This is a genomic window from Pseudohongiella sp. O18 (assembly GCF_021729085.1).
Classification (GTDB): domain Bacteria; phylum Pseudomonadota; class Gammaproteobacteria; order Pseudomonadales; family Pseudohongiellaceae; genus Pseudohongiella.
The window spans coordinates 629873-646506 of record NZ_JAJSAR010000002.1 but is presented as its reverse complement, the minus strand read 5'-3'; the positions used below and the strand labels follow the sequence as shown (position 1 = coordinate 646506).

13 protein-coding genes are annotated in these 16634 nt (G+C 55.7%); 9 read left to right on the top strand and 4 right to left on the bottom strand.

Annotated features, from left to right (window positions below):
- The first annotated feature begins 234 nt into the window (after positions 1-234).
- The 4 genes from LVD14_RS10230 to LVD14_RS10215 all read left to right on the top strand — a co-directional run bounded on the left by LVD14_RS10230 (position 235) and on the right by LVD14_RS10215 (position 3267).
- The gene (locus LVD14_RS10230) at positions 235-1425 is read left to right on the top strand and encodes a ribonucleotide-diphosphate reductase subunit beta (protein ID WP_411268288.1); all 1191 of its coding nucleotides are present in this window, start codon (positions 235-237) and stop codon (positions 1423-1425) included.
- Between the two features lie 107 nt (positions 1426-1532).
- Complete coding sequence (locus LVD14_RS10225) at positions 1533-2177, top strand: NTP transferase domain-containing protein (protein ID WP_237133985.1); 645 nt, start codon at positions 1533-1535, stop codon at positions 2175-2177.
- Positions 2178-2186: 9 nt separating this feature from the next.
- Complete coding sequence (locus tag LVD14_RS10220; protein WP_237133984.1) at positions 2187-3056, top strand: peptidylprolyl isomerase; 870 nt, start codon at positions 2187-2189, stop codon at positions 3054-3056.
- On the top strand, positions 3037-3267 hold the full coding sequence (locus tag LVD14_RS10215) for a hypothetical protein (protein ID WP_237133983.1): 231 nt from the start codon (positions 3037-3039) through the stop codon (positions 3265-3267). Before LVD14_RS10220 ends, LVD14_RS10215 begins: the two co-directional genes overlap by 20 nt.
- Here LVD14_RS10215 and dinG read toward each other — a convergent pair.
- A complete protein-coding gene (dinG, locus tag LVD14_RS10210; RefSeq protein WP_237133982.1) occupies positions 3237-5381 on the bottom strand; it encodes an ATP-dependent DNA helicase DinG in 2145 nt (714 codons plus the stop codon). The genes LVD14_RS10215 and dinG overlap by 31 nt on opposite strands.
- Positions 5382-5463: 82 nt before the next feature.
- On the opposite strand from dinG, the gene LVD14_RS10205 reads away from it, so the two are divergent.
- Complete coding sequence (locus LVD14_RS10205; RefSeq protein WP_237133981.1) at positions 5464-7383, top strand: DUF349 domain-containing protein; 1920 nt, start codon at positions 5464-5466, stop codon at positions 7381-7383.
- Between the two features lie 8 nt (positions 7384-7391).
- On the opposite strand, the gene LVD14_RS10200 is transcribed toward LVD14_RS10205, so the two are convergent.
- Both LVD14_RS10200 and sbcB read right to left on the bottom strand, forming a co-directional pair.
- Positions 7392-8573, bottom strand: coding sequence for a 1-acyl-sn-glycerol-3-phosphate acyltransferase (locus tag LVD14_RS10200; protein ID WP_237133980.1), 1182 nt, complete (start codon positions 8571-8573; stop codon positions 7392-7394).
- A 41-nt stretch (positions 8574-8614) separates the two neighbouring features.
- Positions 8615-10129, bottom strand: coding sequence for an exodeoxyribonuclease I (sbcB, locus tag LVD14_RS10195; protein WP_237133979.1), 1515 nt, complete (start codon positions 10127-10129; stop codon positions 8615-8617).
- Positions 10130-10254: 125 nt separating this feature from the next.
- Between sbcB and LVD14_RS10190 the strand changes: the two genes are divergently transcribed.
- Together LVD14_RS10190 and LVD14_RS10185 are read left to right on the top strand one after the other, a co-directional pair.
- Positions 10255-11268: an aspartate carbamoyltransferase gene (locus LVD14_RS10190; RefSeq protein ID WP_237133978.1), complete on the top strand. Its 1014-nt coding sequence runs from the start codon at positions 10255-10257 to the stop codon at positions 11266-11268.
- Between the two features lie 19 nt (positions 11269-11287).
- Complete coding sequence (locus LVD14_RS10185; RefSeq protein WP_237133977.1) at positions 11288-12457, top strand: PilT/PilU family type 4a pilus ATPase; 1170 nt, start codon at positions 11288-11290, stop codon at positions 12455-12457.
- Positions 12458-12461: 4 nt separating this feature from the next.
- On the opposite strand, the gene LVD14_RS10180 is transcribed toward LVD14_RS10185, so the two are convergent.
- Positions 12462-13226 (bottom strand): SDR family NAD(P)-dependent oxidoreductase, encoded by a 765-nt coding sequence (locus LVD14_RS10180; RefSeq protein ID WP_237133976.1) that lies wholly within the window; start codon positions 13224-13226, stop codon positions 12462-12464.
- 115 nt (positions 13227-13341) lie between these two features.
- Between LVD14_RS10180 and LVD14_RS10175 the strand changes: the two genes are divergently transcribed.
- Entirely contained in the window at positions 13342-15075 is a 1734-nt protein-coding gene (locus LVD14_RS10175) for a CoA transferase (protein WP_237133975.1), read from the top strand.
- Positions 15076-15118: 43 nt separating this feature from the next.
- On the top strand, positions 15119-16540 hold the full coding sequence (locus LVD14_RS10170; RefSeq protein ID WP_237133974.1) for an amidase: 1422 nt from the start codon (positions 15119-15121) through the stop codon (positions 16538-16540).
- Positions 16541-16634: the final 94 nt, after the last annotated feature.

Genomic DNA, 16634 nt, shown 5'->3' with positions numbered 1-16634 from the left:
ATTTCTTGGGATGAGTTCTACGACGATCCGACTTCAGTGGACGACGGCAAGGCGGCGGCAAAACCAGCCCAACCCGCTCGCGCCACCTCACAGTCGGCAAATGCTGCTGCCGGTCAGGCGGCAGCAACTGCTGCGGCGCAGGCCAGCCACAACAGTGTCGCCTCATCGGTGGCACCACGTGTCTCCGAACAGACAGCGTCCAGCTACAATGAAGCGCTGGCAGCCGCTCGAACCATGCAGGCCATGGACGAGGCACTTGCGCCAGAGCCAGCCCAGACGGAACTGCCTGCCAACGCATCTTCAGATGCCAAGGCTGAAGCCAATAACCAGCGCGTTCTGGCGCAGGCTCACGCCGAGCTGGAGAAGCTGGACATCAGCGCCGGTCAGCAGGAGCTCGAAGAGTGGACGGAACGCGTATCCGTTGACGACAAGCGCATGATCAACTGTCGCGCTGACCTGAACCAGCTGGTGCCGTTCAAGTATGACTGGGCCTGGCAAAAATACCTTGATGGCTGCGCCAACCACTGGATGCCGCAGGAAATCAACATGAACGCGGATATCGCGCTCTGGAAAAGCGCCAATGGGCTGACGCCGGACGAAAGACTGATCGTCAAGCGTAACCTGGGTTTCTTCTCCACCGCCGATTCGCTGGTTGCCAATAACCTGGTGCTGGCCATCTATCGCCTGATCACCAATCCGGAATGCCGTCAGTACATTCTGCGTCAGGCATTTGAGGAAGCCATCCACACCCATGCCTACCAGTACTGCATCGAGTCACTGGGTATGGACGAAGGTGAAATCTTCAACATGTACCACGAGATCCCTTCGGTCGCAAAAAAGGCTTCCTGGGGTCTGAAGTACACTCAGGAACTGAGTGATCCCAACTTTACGACGGGCACACCAGAAACCGACAAGGCACTTTTGAAGAACCTGATTGCCTTCTATTGCTGCCTGGAAGGTATTTTCTTTTATTGCGGGTTTACCCAGATTCTGTCCATGGGTCGCCGCAACAAGATGACGGGTACTTCCGAGCAGTTCCAGTACATTCTGCGTGACGAGTCCATGCACCTGAACTTCGGCATCGACATGATCAACCAGATCAAGATCGAAAACCCGCAACTGTGGGACGATGCCATGAAGCGTGATGCAACTCGCATGATACTGCAGGCTACCCAGCTGGAAATTGAATACGCGCGCGACACCATGCCACGCGGTGTATTGGGTATGAACGCTGTCATGATGGAAGAGTATCTGCAGTTCATTGCCAATCGTCGTCTGGTCCAGATTGGACTGCCCGAGCAGTTCAAGGGTGTGAAGAACCCCTTCCCATGGATGTCGGAAATCATGGATCTGCGCAAAGAGAAGAACTTCTTCGAAACACGTGTCATCGAATACCAGACTGGTGGTGCACTGAGCTGGGATTGATCGGGCAGAGTTAACACATCGGGTCCGGCCTGGGTGGTCTTTCGCCATACCATCCAGGCCGGATACCGCTGTGTCTTGAACAACCCTGTCCAAATGAGTCTATATCTATGTCTGGCACACACCTGTCTGACGGCGACATGTCCGCTACCTCCTCCCAGCTCACCGGGCTCTCCAGCGCAGGCGGCGCCGTTCTGCTGGCAGCAGGCTTTAGCCGACGATTCGGTAGTGTCAAGTTGGCAGCCAGGCTGCCTGACGAAGATACCCTGTTCGCAAGAACACTTCACAATTTGTTGGCAGCAGCTCCGGAAGTGATTGTGGTTGGCAGAGCTGAATTGGCACAACAGGGCGTCTATGAAGACGTGCAATCCGCTGACCCGCGCCGGGTGAAACTGGTCATGTGCTCCCAGGCCGAGGAAGGCATGGGCAGAACGCTGGCGACCGGGGCATCGCATATTCCGGCCCACTGGCCCAGTTGCCTGATCTGCCTTGCTGACATGCCCTACATCGCTACCGAAACCTACCGTCAGATACTGCGACACTGCGCCCCGGACAATATTGTAATCCCCAGTTTTCAGGGACGCCGCGGCCATCCTATCGGTTTTGGACAAACGTTTTTTGAGGAACTGCAGAACTGCCACGGTGACACCGGCGCGCGAAACCTGCTTAGCTCCCGACCCGACGCAATACGTCCCCTGCCCGTTAACGATCCTGGCATTCTTCAGGATATCGACCAGCCGGACGATCTGGCCTAGAATGGCGCCATGACTGCGATCTTACAGACCAACCAGATTAATCTACGTCGTCTCTGTGCGCTGACGGTGCTTTGCTTAATCGTTGCCGGCTTCAGTTCGATGGTGCAAGCTCAATCGTTCAACGAGCCGACGCTGAACAATCTCCGCAATCCAGTGCTGGAAATAAATAGCTCGCTGGGCGATATTCAGCTCGAATTGTTTCCCGATGCTGCACCACAGAACGTCGAGCGGGTCCGGCAGCTAGCTGCGCCAGAGCGCGCCTACTATGACAATCTGACCTTCCATCGCTCAGTCAACAACACACTGATTCAGCTCGGTGCACCAGAGCGGGCGGGACGCGAGCGTCCAGCAACCACGGTACCTGATGAAATTAACGCCCGTGGTCTGGGCCTGGAACAGCAACAGGTGCTTGACCCGGGCGGCAGGCCCCATGCCTGGCTGAATATCCGGGACCAGATGGATTTTCAGGGCAAGCTGTTGATGCCACTGTATCGTCGACTGAATATCAGAAATGAGTCGCAGCTGATACAACGCCAGGATGAAGTGCTTGGGCAGTTGCGCAACATGAATCTGTTGCAGGCTTATGAGCAAATGGGCTATCGCTATGATGGCACGCTGGCATCCCGCCGACCGCTGGCAGGCAGCGTCGTGATGGCGAACTATGGTCCCAATACCAATGATGGCGAACTGGTCATCCTGCTAAGAGATGCGCCCTGGCTAACAGGCACCCATACGGTGGTGGGTCGAGTAGCCTCAGGCATGGACGTTGTCGAGCAGATTGGTCGTTATCCGAATGCCAGTGTACGTGTGTATCAGGTCAGACCCGTTAGCGTTACTCCCGCGGAGGACACAATCAATAATGGCCAAACCACCCCGTAGAAAAAGCAAAGCCCGAGCTGTAAAAGCCAGCACTGCACTAATGCCAATGAGCCTGACAGCCGGGCTTTTCCTGGGCTTCGGTCTGGGCGCTCTCGCCAGTAGCGTTTTGTGGATGACGCTTGCCGGTCTGGCGGTGGGCGCTGCCATTGGTTATCAAGTCGACAAGCGCAATGGTATTGCCTACACGCGTGGAAAGATCTCGCGTCGATAAGGCGGTAATGAATCCAGAATGGCCTTGCCATAGAACTTGTTCACCAGTCGCTCATCCAGGATGGTGATACGTCCACTGTCAGTTTCGCTGCGCAACAGTCGACCGGTTGCCTGAACCAGTCGAAACGCTGCTTCCGGCACCGACAGGGTCATGAATGGATTTTTACCCTGCTGTTGCAGCCATTGCGACAGCGTCGCCTCAATTGGATCGTTAGGGACCGCAAACGGTATTTTGGCGATGACAACATGGCGACAGTAATCGCCGGGCAAATCTACCCCCTCAGCAAAGCTGGCCAGTCCAAAAATGATACTGGGCTGCCCCTTGTCGATTCGCTGACGATGGTAAGTCAACAGTTGGGCTTTTTGATAATCATCCTGATTAAGCACGTGTTCACGCCAGGGCGCTTTCAAGCCATCCAACACATCCTGCAACTGCCTGCGTGAACTGAAAAGCACCAGCGTTGCCTCGGCAGGATCTATCAGCTTAGGCAGCCAGCTAATGATGGCGTCGGTGTGAGCCGCCGCATTGCCCGGATCACAGTTCATTTTAGGGATGGTCAGCCGTGCCGCAGCTGCGTAGTCGAAGGGACTGTCGATATGGTGATAGACCGTATGGGCCGGCAAACCGCTGCGCATCGTCAGCACGTCAAAATTGCCCAATGCCGACAGTGTTGCCGAAGTCAGCACGGCACCGGCACAGCGCGACCACAAATGTTCCGTCAAGGTGCGGTCAGCCAGCACAGGACTGCTGTTAAGCGACAGGTCTTTATTTTCGCCGGCGTCCAGCCAGGCCATCCAACGCGCGGCTGGCGCACTTTCCTGCCGATCCTGGGCCGCAAAGGTCTGCCAGAGTTTTTCTGCGGCCTCGGCGCGGCTGGCCATACCACCGAGAACCGGAAACCATTGTTCTGCCTGCTGACGCTCTGGAAGCGTCTGGGCATCCTCAATCAAACGGCGCAGGTGAGTCACTATCTCCTTCAGACCTCGTGTCAGGCGAAAATGCCCGGCCGCCATCTGCACAGCCTGCTCGCGCACCTCATCCGGCACTCGCCCCAGTTCAAAACTGAAGGTGCCCTCGCCTTCTTCCGGGCAAAGCGGCTCCAGCATCAAGCGCGCATCCACCAGCAATTGCCGCAACTGCTGGACAACCGGATCAAGTTCACGTGATTCGCGGCGCAGGGTATCATTGTCGGGAAGGCGAGTGTCGGCCACCAGCTTGCTCAATGTTTTACTGACTGTCTCCAGCCATTGCAGCGAACCGTTCAGCCTGGTGCTGGCCGCAAAATGCTGGTTAGCCTTGACCGGTAAATGGTGCGCTTCATCAAATATATAGATGGTGTCTTCCGGCGCTGGCAGAATAGCGCCCCCGCCAAAGGCCAGATCGACCAGCACCAGATCGTGGTTGGCAACCACACAGTCTGCGCTTTGCACCTGATCGCGTGCCTGATAGAAACAGCAACGACTATAGTTGCTGCACTTCTGGCCAGCACATTGCCCTGCCTCGACCGTCACCGGTCGCCACTCGTCTTCCCGCAACACGCCTTCCCAGTCGTCCCGGTCGCCCTGCCAGCTACCGTCAGCAATTTTGTCCAGCATACGCTGGTACAGAGCCTGGTTATCGCGCCCGTCGGCGCCCATATCACCCACCACCTCACCAAAAAGTTCGAACAGCGCGTTCTCACTGGCGTTACCCTTGAGAACCTGGTCAAGACGCGACAGGCAGACATAGCGCCCCCGGCCCTTTGCCAGCGTAAAACTGAAGCTTAAGCCACTGTGTTTGAGAATGTCGGGGAGATCGCGCTGCGTCACCTGCTCCTGCAGCGCAACGGTTGCGGTAGCCAGGACCACCTTTTTATTTAAATGTCTGGCCAGTGGCAATGCGGCAAGGACATAGGCCAGGGTTTTGCCGGTGCCGGTCCCGGCTTCGACCACACAAATGGGCGGCGTATGCACTTTACCGTCTTCATCCGGTTCATCGTCCACTTCCACTTCGCTCAGTGCGCGGGCAATCTCGGCGATCATCAGCCGTTGGCCATAGCGCGGTCGCAGCGACTTGGCTGAGACAATCTGTTTATAGGCGCGCTGGATTTCATCCTTGACTTCGGTGGGGAGCATTAACTGGCAACTTGATAAGACTGTGCTGTGATTATAGCACCTGTCTGGTATGATACGGGGCCGATCAGGGAGAGCAGCCTTTATGACTTCTTCGACACCACATGATGACGCAGTAACCCAGCAGGAGGCAACCAGCCAGCCTGATACGCCCACCGCAGACGCCACCGAAAGTCGTCCGGCGCGGCCATCTGTGTCCGAACAGGAAAAGCTGCAAAACGCGATTCCCAATACATCATATAAAGACCTGCCGACATTGCTAGTGTTGCAGACCCGCCTTGCAGCCCTGATGAGCGAAGAGTCTCGTGCAGACGACCCCGCCCTGCAGGCACTGGCCAGTACAGTTGCCGAGCGAATTGCCCAGCACCACGACTGGCAGGCATCCATGGTGTCGGAGGTCGAAAAGTCCCAGGCAACACTGCAACAGTTGCTGACTGATGGACGTTTGCGTGAAGCACAGAGTCTTTGGGATCGCAATCAGAATACATTAAAGAAGCTTACAGAAGCTGAACAGCTGCGCCTGCAGGAACTGCTCGCCCCGCTGAAAGCCGAGCTGACCAAATTACTGGACTGGAAGAAGTTCGCGGCATCAGAAAAGAAACGCGAACTGATCGAAAAAATGCGAGCGCTGACAACTGACGAATCAGCCCCCGCTGCCAAGGCCAAACTGATCCGTGAACTACAGGACGAATGGAAACTGCTGGGCCATTCAGATGACAACGATGAGCTTTGGCTGCAATTCAGTGAGCTGGGCAAAACTGCATTTGAGCCCTGTAAAGTCTATTTCAAAGAACGTAAAGAGAAGCAGGCAGCCAACCTGATAGCCCGCACCAATATCTGCGAACAGCTTGAGGCATACGTCGCCACCCTCGCTGACAAGCCTGAACAGGCAATTGATCTTCAGGAAGCGGTCAAACTGGAACAGCAGGCACGCACCGACTGGAAAAAGTTTGCGCCTGTTGCCCAGAACAAGATCAAAAGCCTGCAGCAACGATTCAATAACGTCCTGAATGCCCTCAAACAACAGAAGCGCTCTGCTCTGCAATTACACAACGCGCAGAAGCAGGCGCTGATCGACCAGGCCAAAGCGCTGGTTGAGGAGGCTGACCTGGCGGCGGCCATCAATCAGGCAAAAAAATTGCAGGCAGACTGGAAAGCTCTGGGCCCGGGCTCCTATCAGGATGACCGCAAACTCTGGACCGAGTTCAGAGGTGCCTGCGATGCCTTGTTCGCACGCCGTGACCAGGTGTCACGCGAGCAGCGCAATCAGGGTAATAAAGCTGAGAATGAAGCGCGCAAGATCATTGGACAGCTGAATGCACTGATGGCCCTGGACGACGAGCAGTTCGCTGACGCCAGAGCTCAGTACAACGACCTCAGCAAAGCTTTCAGGGCAGCACTTAGCCCCGACATGAAGGCGCAGCGCAAGAACCTCCAGGATCAGTTCAATAAACTGGCCAGGCGGTTTGATGCCAGAATGAAAACGCTGCCCGACAGAAAAACCATGCAGCTGATGCAGTTGATTACGGCACGGGCGGAGTACTGTCAGAAACTTGAAGCAAAGCTGCTGAGCAAAAAAGCGGTCACCGAGACTGCCGATGAAATCACTGCTCAATGGCAGGCCTTTGACTCAGTGGGTGACCCGGCACTTGGCAATCTGCTCGAACAGCGACTTCAACAACTGCTTGCTCACGTCGCCGCAGCCCCGGACGACGGCAAGACTATCAAGGCAGCCGCACTGCAACAAGCAGACGCGATGCGATTACTCTGCGTGGATGCCGAGATCATGTGCGGGGTGGATTCCCCTGCCAGCGATAAAGCACTGCGCATGCAGCAGCAGCTGAACCAGCTTCAGAAAGGTTTGGGAAGAATGCCAGCGACCCAGAAGGAACGTCTGGAGAATGTACAGCAGGCAGAGATGCAACTAATTTGCAGCGGCCCCCTTACCGAGATGGATCGAGCTTCATTTTCAGAGCGACTGCAGCGCGTCCGTCAACGCGCCTGAGGCAGCCGTTAACGCCGGTAACGGCTGACCACCGGGTTGGCATACATGCGCAAGGCCAGCGGCTGGATTTCTTTCGGCATGGCAGCTAAGCGCTGCTGAAATCGTTCGGCCACTTCTGTATCCTGTGGCATGCTGGCAAGCTGCTGCTCACCTTCGTCAGTCAGGGCAGGAAGCTCTTTATCGCCTTGATCGCGCAACTGCCGGTAGGCCATCAGATTGGTTTGTTGCAAACGGTAGTTATCCACGACCTGCTGATCAATCATTGCCGCGACCTGTTCATCATCATCGGTTTCAAGCTTCAACTCTGATCCGAACGCAACATGCACATCACCCTTAAAGCCAACCATACCCGTTACGATACTGTCGATATCACTCTTTTCGGTTTTGATATACGTGCCGGTCGTCTGTTTCTGATAAAGCTCATCGGCTTTCATCGCGTCACAGGGATCAAACTGGTAAGAGATGGAAACCGGAACAATGTGCAGTTCATTAAGTGACTGCGCCAGACCCGCGTTGCGTTTATGCATGGCGAGCATTTTCAGCAGCGCCGTTTCGGTCCTGTCAATGCCATCTTTGGCGCGGCCTTCACGCTGGGCAATCCAGACATTGCGATTGATTTCCACGCAATGATGAATATAGGCCGATAACTGCTTGCTCGATTTCAGCAGTTCGCGTCCTTTCAGGGAGCGTTTAACAATAAAGCTTTTGTTCAGCCGCATCAGATCTGTAACAAATGGTCGCTTGAGCAGGTTGTCGCCAATCGCAATGTATAGTGTGTCAAAACCTGCGTGATACAGCATGTAATTGACAAATGCCGGGTCCATTGCGATGTCGCGATGGTTGCTGATAAAGAGATAGGATTTGTCCTTCGATAACTGGTCGAGACCGCTGTGGGTCAGCGCGGTTGTGGTTCGCTCGATCATGCGATCCATATAACCCGCAATGACATCCTGCATCGTTGCCACGTTATGAACGCTTTGCAGTTGCTGACGCAACTTGCGTCGTGCCAGAAATTCCAGCACTGCTGGCAACATGCGATGCGCCCGGGGGTAATTAAAATGTGCAATACTGCGGATGAAGTCTTTGTCTGACAGTAACTGGTCCAGAACTGGCCTGATCTCGTCATCGTGATAAGGACGAATATCGTGGAATGGATCCTGTTGCTGTGTGTCTGCTAAAGACTCTGTCATTCGTTAATCAGCCATGGCGGTGCAAGTGCGCGCGATTCTACTCATTTTGCCAGTTTCAGGCAAACTGACTCGATCCATTGTTCCAGTGCATCCAGTATCTGCAGCTTCTCTGGCTCGCCGCCAAGCTCTTGACGTAACAAAGAAATCTCCTGGCGGCACTGTTGCACACTGAGACCGGCCAGTGTGTCGGTATCATCAGGCTCTGCCAGCTGGAGCCGCTGCCTGCAGAATTCCTGCCAGCGCTGCTGCTCAGTTGCATCAAGCGTGGACGGGAAGTTGCGCGCACGATAGCGAAACAGCATTTCCGGCAAGCGCCCATCGCGAAACTGAGCGCTTATTGCAGAAAACTGTTGTTTCAAGGTCTGCACGTCGAGCTGCCTGACCTTCTGCAGCAGGCGTTTATCAGCGTCGCTGAAAAAACCACCACTGTAGATCATAAAGTCTGGATCAATCTGCACAGATGGCGCCTGCTCGCTGACCATGGCACTGGCAATCCGACGCATGAAGTCCGGCTGAGAATGGATTTTCTCCCAGTGTTGGCGCGCAATTGACATGTCAATGCCCAGTTCCTGCATGCGCTGCTGCTCCAGTGTCGCCATTGGTGCCAGCATCGGGCTGCGATTGAGATGGACCGTGGTCACCGGCAGGCGTAGCTCCCCATCCGCCCGCTCTGACGATGGCGTGAACATCGCCTGCCGGAGTGCCGACACATCGCATTCGAGCCAGGGCCCGGGATCAATCATCAGGTCATAAAGCAATACACCATTTGTATCAGTTGGGTGCGCAGCCAGTGGCATGGCAATTGTCAGGCAGCCTTGCGCAGCGGGGTACATGCCACTGACGTGCAGCACTGGCCGATGTGAGGCCAGATCCAGCTGGGCACTGACACTGTGTTTGCGCCGCAGCTCAAATGCGAAATCATAAAGTTTCGGTTGCGACTGTCTGACACAGCGAGCAAGACCGATGGTGGCACGCACATCAGCCAGCGCATCGTGTGCATTTGCATGATCAATCCCGTTGGCCCGGCTCAGATCTTCAAGACGGAATGAAACACCTCCGTCGCTTCGTTGCGGCCACTGCAGGCCCGTGGGACGCAGGGCGTGACAAAGGCGCATCACATCCATCAGATCCCACCGGGAATTGCCATTCTTCCACTCACGTTCGTAGGGGTCGTAAAGGTTGCGATACAGCAGCTGACGCGTCATCTCGTCATCATAACGAATACTGTTGTAACCCACGCCACAGGTTTGTGGCTGGCTAAATTGCGCGTGAATCTGCCGGATGAACTCCGCTTCTGGCAGGCCTTCACGCTGCGCCAGTTGCGGCGTAATCCCGGTAATCAGGCAAGCCTGAGGATGAGGCAGATAATCGAGGGCTGGCTGACAGTAGATAATCAGAGGTTCACCAACCTCATTCAGATCCATGTCAGTACGAATACCGGCAAACTGGCAGGCACGGTCGCGGCGTGCGTCCGCGCCAAAAGCCTCATAGTCATGCCAGTAAAGACTGGGCCCTGAGCCATTGCCTGGGTGTCGGGGGTGCTGATTCGAAGTCATGGCTCCGGAATATAGCACGAAGGCCGGTTATTGAAGTGCCTCAAGTGGTGTAAACTTGGCGACAGAAATCATTCGCCCGGATTTGTTCAGGGCGTCGTGTCACCATCTTTGCAGGGAAACCAGCTATGCATTTTCCAGGAGCCCACATCATCAGTGTGTCCCAGTTCGAACGCAGCGATGTCGAGCGCATCTTCGACGTGGCCAGCGCCATGCGGCCCTATGCGCACCGTGAGCGGGTAACCAAAGTGCTTGATGGCGCCATTCTCGGTAATATGTTTTTTGAACCGAGTACCCGTACGCGCGTCAGCTTCGGTTGCGCCTTTAATCTGCTGGGTGGTGAAGTGCGAGAGACAACCGATATCAAAGCCAGCTCGCTGACCAAAGGCGAGTCTCTCTACGACACTGGACGTGTAATGAGCGGCTACAGCGACATCATTGTCATGCGCCACCCCCAGGCCGGCTCGGTCGCTGAGTTTTCACGGGCCAGCCGGGTACCGGTACTGAACGCCGGCGATGGCCCCAATGAACACCCCAGTCAGGCCTTGCTGGACCTTTACACCATCAAGCGCGAACTGATGTCACGCCAGCAGGGTATCGACGGCATGCATCTGGCCATGGTTGGCGATCTAAAACACGGCCGCACGGTCCACTCACTGTCCCAGCTGGTCAGCCTGTACAGCAATATTCGCTTCACCCTGATTTCACCCAGGGAATTGCGCATGCCGGAGGAGATCGTTGAAGAACTCCGTCAGCGTGGTCACGAAGTGGTGGAAACCGAAGACATGGAGTCAGGCCTGACCGCCAATGACATAGTGTACCTGACGCGGATCCAGGAAGAACGTTTCGCCAATAAAATGGAGGCCGACCTCTACCGGGGACGCTTCCGGCTTAACCAGGCAATCTACACACGTTACTGTCAGCCCAACACGGTCATCATGCATCCACTGCCCCGTGACTCTCGTGACGATGCCAACGAGCTTGATAATGACCTGAACCAACACCCCAATCTGGCCATTTTTCGCCAGACAGACAATGGAGTGCTGGTACGTATGGCATTGTTCGCACTGACGCTGGACGTTGCGGATCAGGTTGATAAACACGCTCGCGACGTCAACTGGTATACAGAACGCCGCTTCTGAGCCGTCAGGAGATATACCCATGGACCTTCAGAACCTGTTGAGCACGATGGTGGCCAAAGAAGCCTCGGATCTTTTTGTGACCGTAGGTGCGCCGGCCAGCATAAAGGTTTTCGGCAAGGTCAGTGCAATATCAGACTCGCCCGCCAGCCAACGCGACACTGAAGCGCTGGCAAGCCACATCATGTCGAGCGAACAGGCCGAGCAGTTCCGGCGCGAGTCCGAAATGAACCTGGCATGGCTGGAACCGGACGTTGGCCGTTTTCGTGTCAATGTCTATCGCCAGCGCGGACAGACTGCACTGGTGTTCAGGCATATCAAGACTGACATTCCCACGCCGCAGCAATTGGGGCACCCTGAGATTCTGAAACAGCTGGTCATGGAAAAACGCGGCCTGATCCTGTTTGTGGGTGGTACGGGTACCGGCAAGTCAACCTCACTGGCGGCTTTGATCAATCATCGAAATGCCCATGACAGTGGCCACATCGTCACAGTGGAAGACCCCATAGAATTTATCTATCCGCACCAGAAGTCCCTGATCAGTCAGCGCGAGGTTGGCATAGATACTCTCAATTATCAGAATGCTCTGAAAAACACCCTTCGCCAGGCACCCGACGTGATCCTGATCGGTGAAATCCGCGGCCAGGACACCATGGAACATGCCATCGCGTTTGCAGAAACCGGCCATCTCTGCCTGGCAACATTACATGCCAACAATGCCAATCAGGCTCTGGACAGAATTATCAATTTTTTCCCGGAAGAGCGCCATCGGCAGCTGTTTATGGACCTGTCGCTGAATCTTCGCGGCCTGATCTCACAACGGCTTATTCCCTCAACTGATGGTCGCAGGGCGGCAGCTTTCGAAATCCTGCTCGGTACGCCGCGGGTGACCGACCTTATTCGTCAGGGGAAAGTTGACGAGATCAAAGAGGTTATGGAGAAATCGGAAGAACAGGGTATGCGCACATTTGACTCAGCCCTTTTTGGCCTGGTCCGCGAAGGCCGAATTTCCATAGACGAAGCACTGCGCAATGCCGATTCCAAGAACAATCTGCGGCTGCGACTTGAACTGGCCGGTGGTGGACAGCTGGGTACTTCTGCTGGTGTCAGCCAGCAGGACAAAAGCACTCAATCCAAAAAGGAAAGCACCGATATCGACTACGGCGGTTTGTCGCTGCGCCCCAAAGACTGAAGCTTCAGGGCGGCATTCGCACGCCACCATCCAGGCGGATCACCTCGCCGTTCAGATAGCGATTTCTGACAATGGATAGCGCCAGATCGGCAAATTCTTCCGGCAGGCCCATCCGTTTGGGATACTGAATAGACTGCACCAGGGCGTCTCGTACCTGTTCAGGAGCCGCCTGCATCATCGGTGTTGAAAAGACACCGGGGGCGACTGTCATGATCCGTATCTGCTCGCGAGCCAGGTCTCTGGCAATTGGCAGCGTCATGCCGACCAGTCCGCCCTTGGCGGCGCTGTAAGCAGCCTGGCCGCGCTGCCCATCAAAGGCTGCCACCGAGGCAACATTGATGATCACTCCCCGGTCTGCATCATCCTCAAGCTCTCGCTGACACATGGCTGCGGCACACAGACGCAGTACGTTGAACGTACCAATCAGATTTACATCGACAATTCGGCGAAACATATCAAGCGGCATGGCACCATCGCGGCCCACGGTTTTGGCAGCACCGCCGATGCCAGCACAATTGATATTGATATGCAGCCCGCCAAACTTCTGGATTGCAGAATCAATGGCACGCTGCACACTCTGCTCGTCTGTAATGTCGCCAGCCTGCCAGGCCACCTCCCCCGCCACACTCGCTGCAGCTTCAACCAGCCGTTCTTCATCACGGTCAAACATCAGCACTTTCGCTCCACTGTCGACCAGCGCCCGGGTAGCGGCAAGCCCCAGGCCTGAGGCAGCGCCTGTCACAAATGCTGTTTTTTCCTGAATCTCCATGGTAAAACCTCCGCATGCAGTCAATTATGCAAGCATGTAAGATGCGAACTGTTGAAGCAAGTGCTTATTGATAGCGCACTCAAAACAAGATCAACACCGGGTGAGAAAAACAACAATGACACCAAGATCAGACAACAACAGCATCCAGCACTCGCAGGAAACATCAGGCGGCCCGCTGCAGGGTCTCAAAGTTGTGGAAATGGCCGCCATCGGCCCGGTTCCGTTTACTGCAATGATGCTGGCCGACATGGGTGCCGACGTTGTTCGTGTAGAGCGCTCAATCAGCAAAGACGAAAGCTCGCTCAATGCCATGGATCGTGGTCGGCAGAATCTGACCCTGAACCTTAAAAAAACTGGCGATCTTGAACAGGCACGACGACTCATTTCACAGGCGGATGTATTGCTGGAGGGATTCCGCCCCGGCGTGATGGAGCGGCTCGGCCTCGGGCCAGAGCCGTGTATGGCGGACAATCCGCGACTCATCTATGGGCGCATGACCGGCTGGGGGCAGCAGGGTCCTCTAGCTGCAGCGGCTGGCCATGATCTCAATTACATCGCCTTGAGCGGCGCCCTGCATGCTATGGCAGATGGAGAGACCCCACCGCGCCCACCACTCAACCTTGTTGGCGACTATGGTGGTGGCGGCATGCTGTTGCTGTCGGGTGTGCTTGCTGCCCTGCATGAGCGCACAAAATCAGCCAGGGGCCAGGTGATAGATGCTGCAATGAGTGACGGCACCGCGCTGTTGATGTCACTACCCTATGCGCTTTATAACTCCGGGCGCTGGACACAGCCACCAGGGAAAAATCTGCTCGATGGCGGTGCTCCGTTCTATCAGTGCTATAAATGCGCCGATGGTAAATTCATCAGTATTGCGCCGATTGAACCTCAGTTCTATGAGGAGCTGCTGCTGCGTTGCGGAGTCAAGGCGGACAAGGAAAATACACTGTTGTTTGAGCAAATGAATCAGAACAGCTGGCCCCGCATGCAGGAGCAGCTAAAGCATCTATTCGCAACGCGCTCCCGCGAACAGTGGTGTGAATTACTGGAGGGAACTGACGCCTGCTTCGCACCTGTGCTTAGCATGTCGGAAGCGCCAGAGCACCCACACAACAGGGCACGCGAGACTTTTGTCAGCCTGTCAGGCCAATCTGGCAAGTATCAACCTGCGCCGGCACCACGCTTTTCCCGCACACCCTCCAGCTGCGGCGCAAGCCCCACTGTCACCGACATCGACTCCCTCATGCAGCGCTGGTCGGAAGAATTACCGTCAGTCAATACCCTGAACTCCGATACGGAAGCCGAACAGGTTGAGGCTCTGCAGCAAGAAGTTCAGTACCTGAAGAGCAGACTGGAAAAGCTGGAAACCACTGATTCTTTGACCGGGCTGAACAATCGGCGCAGCTTTTCTGAACGATTGCGACAGGAACACGCCCGGATTCAGCGCGGCGACCGTACCGCCTGTCTGCTGCTGGCCAACATCGATCACTTCCGGCACATCAACGAGCAATATGGCCACGAAATGGGTGATCAGGTACTGGTCAGATTCGCAAGGATCTGTGACAGCGTTTTTCGCCAGTACGATGTTGTCTGCCGTTGGGGCGATCGGGAGTTTCTCATACTGCTGCCAGCAACAGACAAGCACCAGGCAGGAGCGGTGGCGGATCGCTTACACCAGACACTTAATGATATCAGTCTGGACGATGATGAACAGTCCATGAAACTGACTGTCAGCATTGCCATTATTACCATGACGGCTGACAAAGATATTACCGTTTTGTTGCGACAGCTCGACGACATGCTCACTGAAGCCAAGTCGGCCGGGCGCAATGTAACTGTGCTTGATTGACATACAATTCAACTGATCCGAATAAGCTGACCAAGGAAATTGAATGCTGACGATTGACGAGTACATGGAATACGACGCGACTGGACTGGCACAGTTGTGCCGCAAAAAGGAAGTCACTGCCGAGGAGTTGCTGACCATCGCCTGTACCAGGGCAGACGCCGTCAACCCGAAGCTGAACGCACTGGTGCATCGTGAAGACACATCGGCAATGGAGCTTGCCCGGCGACAGGATCACAAACCAGGCGATGGTCCGCTGGCGGGTGTCCCATTTGTGATCAAAGAGGTCAATGCCGTCAAGGACTGGCCCTATACACGCAGCACTCCATTGCTTCGCGACAATGTCGCCCTTCAGCACAGCCGGATTGCACAACGCTACTTCGATGCCGGGCTGCTTCCTTTTGCCAGCAGTAATACCCCTGAGCTTTGCCTGACCATAACTACAGAGTGGTCGCTGTTTGACCTGTGCCGCAATCCGCATAACCCGGCATTCAGTGCCGGCGGCAGCAGCGGCGGCTCTGCCAGTGCCGTCGCAGCCGGTATTGTTCCCGCCGCCGACGCCAGCGATGGTGGTGGTTCCATACGTGTACCAGCCGCCTGTTGCGGGCTGATTGGTCTAAAACCAAGCCGTGGCCTGACCGTAACGGAGCCTGATGTGGGCAACGCCTGGAGTGGCATGAGCGTCAGCCATGTTGTCTGCCGTTCGGTGCGCGACAGTGCCGCGTTTCTGGATATTCAGAAGCTGTCCAGACCAGACCTGTTTGCCCTGCCACCACAGCCTCCCAGCTTTACGGATGCCTGCCAGCGGGCTCCAGGCCAGCTGACTATCGCTGTGCAACTGGAACACCCGGGCGACGGCGAAATTCACCCTGAATGTCACGCCGCCGTAGAGGAAACTGCGCGTCGCTGCGAAGCCATGGGACATCAGGTCGCGCTAATCGCGCCGCCCGTGGATTACGCAGCCGCGGGCAGAGCCATGGCGACCCTTATCAACATTCATGCGGCACAGATCATCGCGCCTCTGCTGGAGCAAAAACAGCTGGAACTCAAAGACGCACAGTTGTCCGAGTCAGTGGTACGAATGGTCGCGCGTGGCATCAAGGCCACGGCACATCAATACCTGCAGGCAATCGACACACTGAAACAGATAGAACGGCAAATGGCAGACTTCCACCAGCAATATGACCTTGTACTGTCTCCGGTGCTGGCGCACCCGACGGCCCCTCTGGGCTGGCTGGACATGAACAGTCAGGACATGCGCGAATACGCCAGCCGTTACGCAGCTTACAGTCCGTTCACTGCGCTGTTTAACGGCACCGGCCAGCCCAGCATCTCGCTGCCGCTGGGGCAGAGCCAGCAGGGTTTGCCCATCGGGGTGATGTTCAGTGCCGCCTGGGGAGGCGATCAGACGCTGTTGCAACTGGCCAACACTTTAATTAAGGGCGTTGTGCCGATTGCTGCAAGCTGACCCTGCTGTTGTTATAATGCGCGCCTTTTGGGCACCGATTGTTAATTAAAAAGGTGCGCTATTGTCGGCATGCGGTACTTGGCAAGCCGATTTT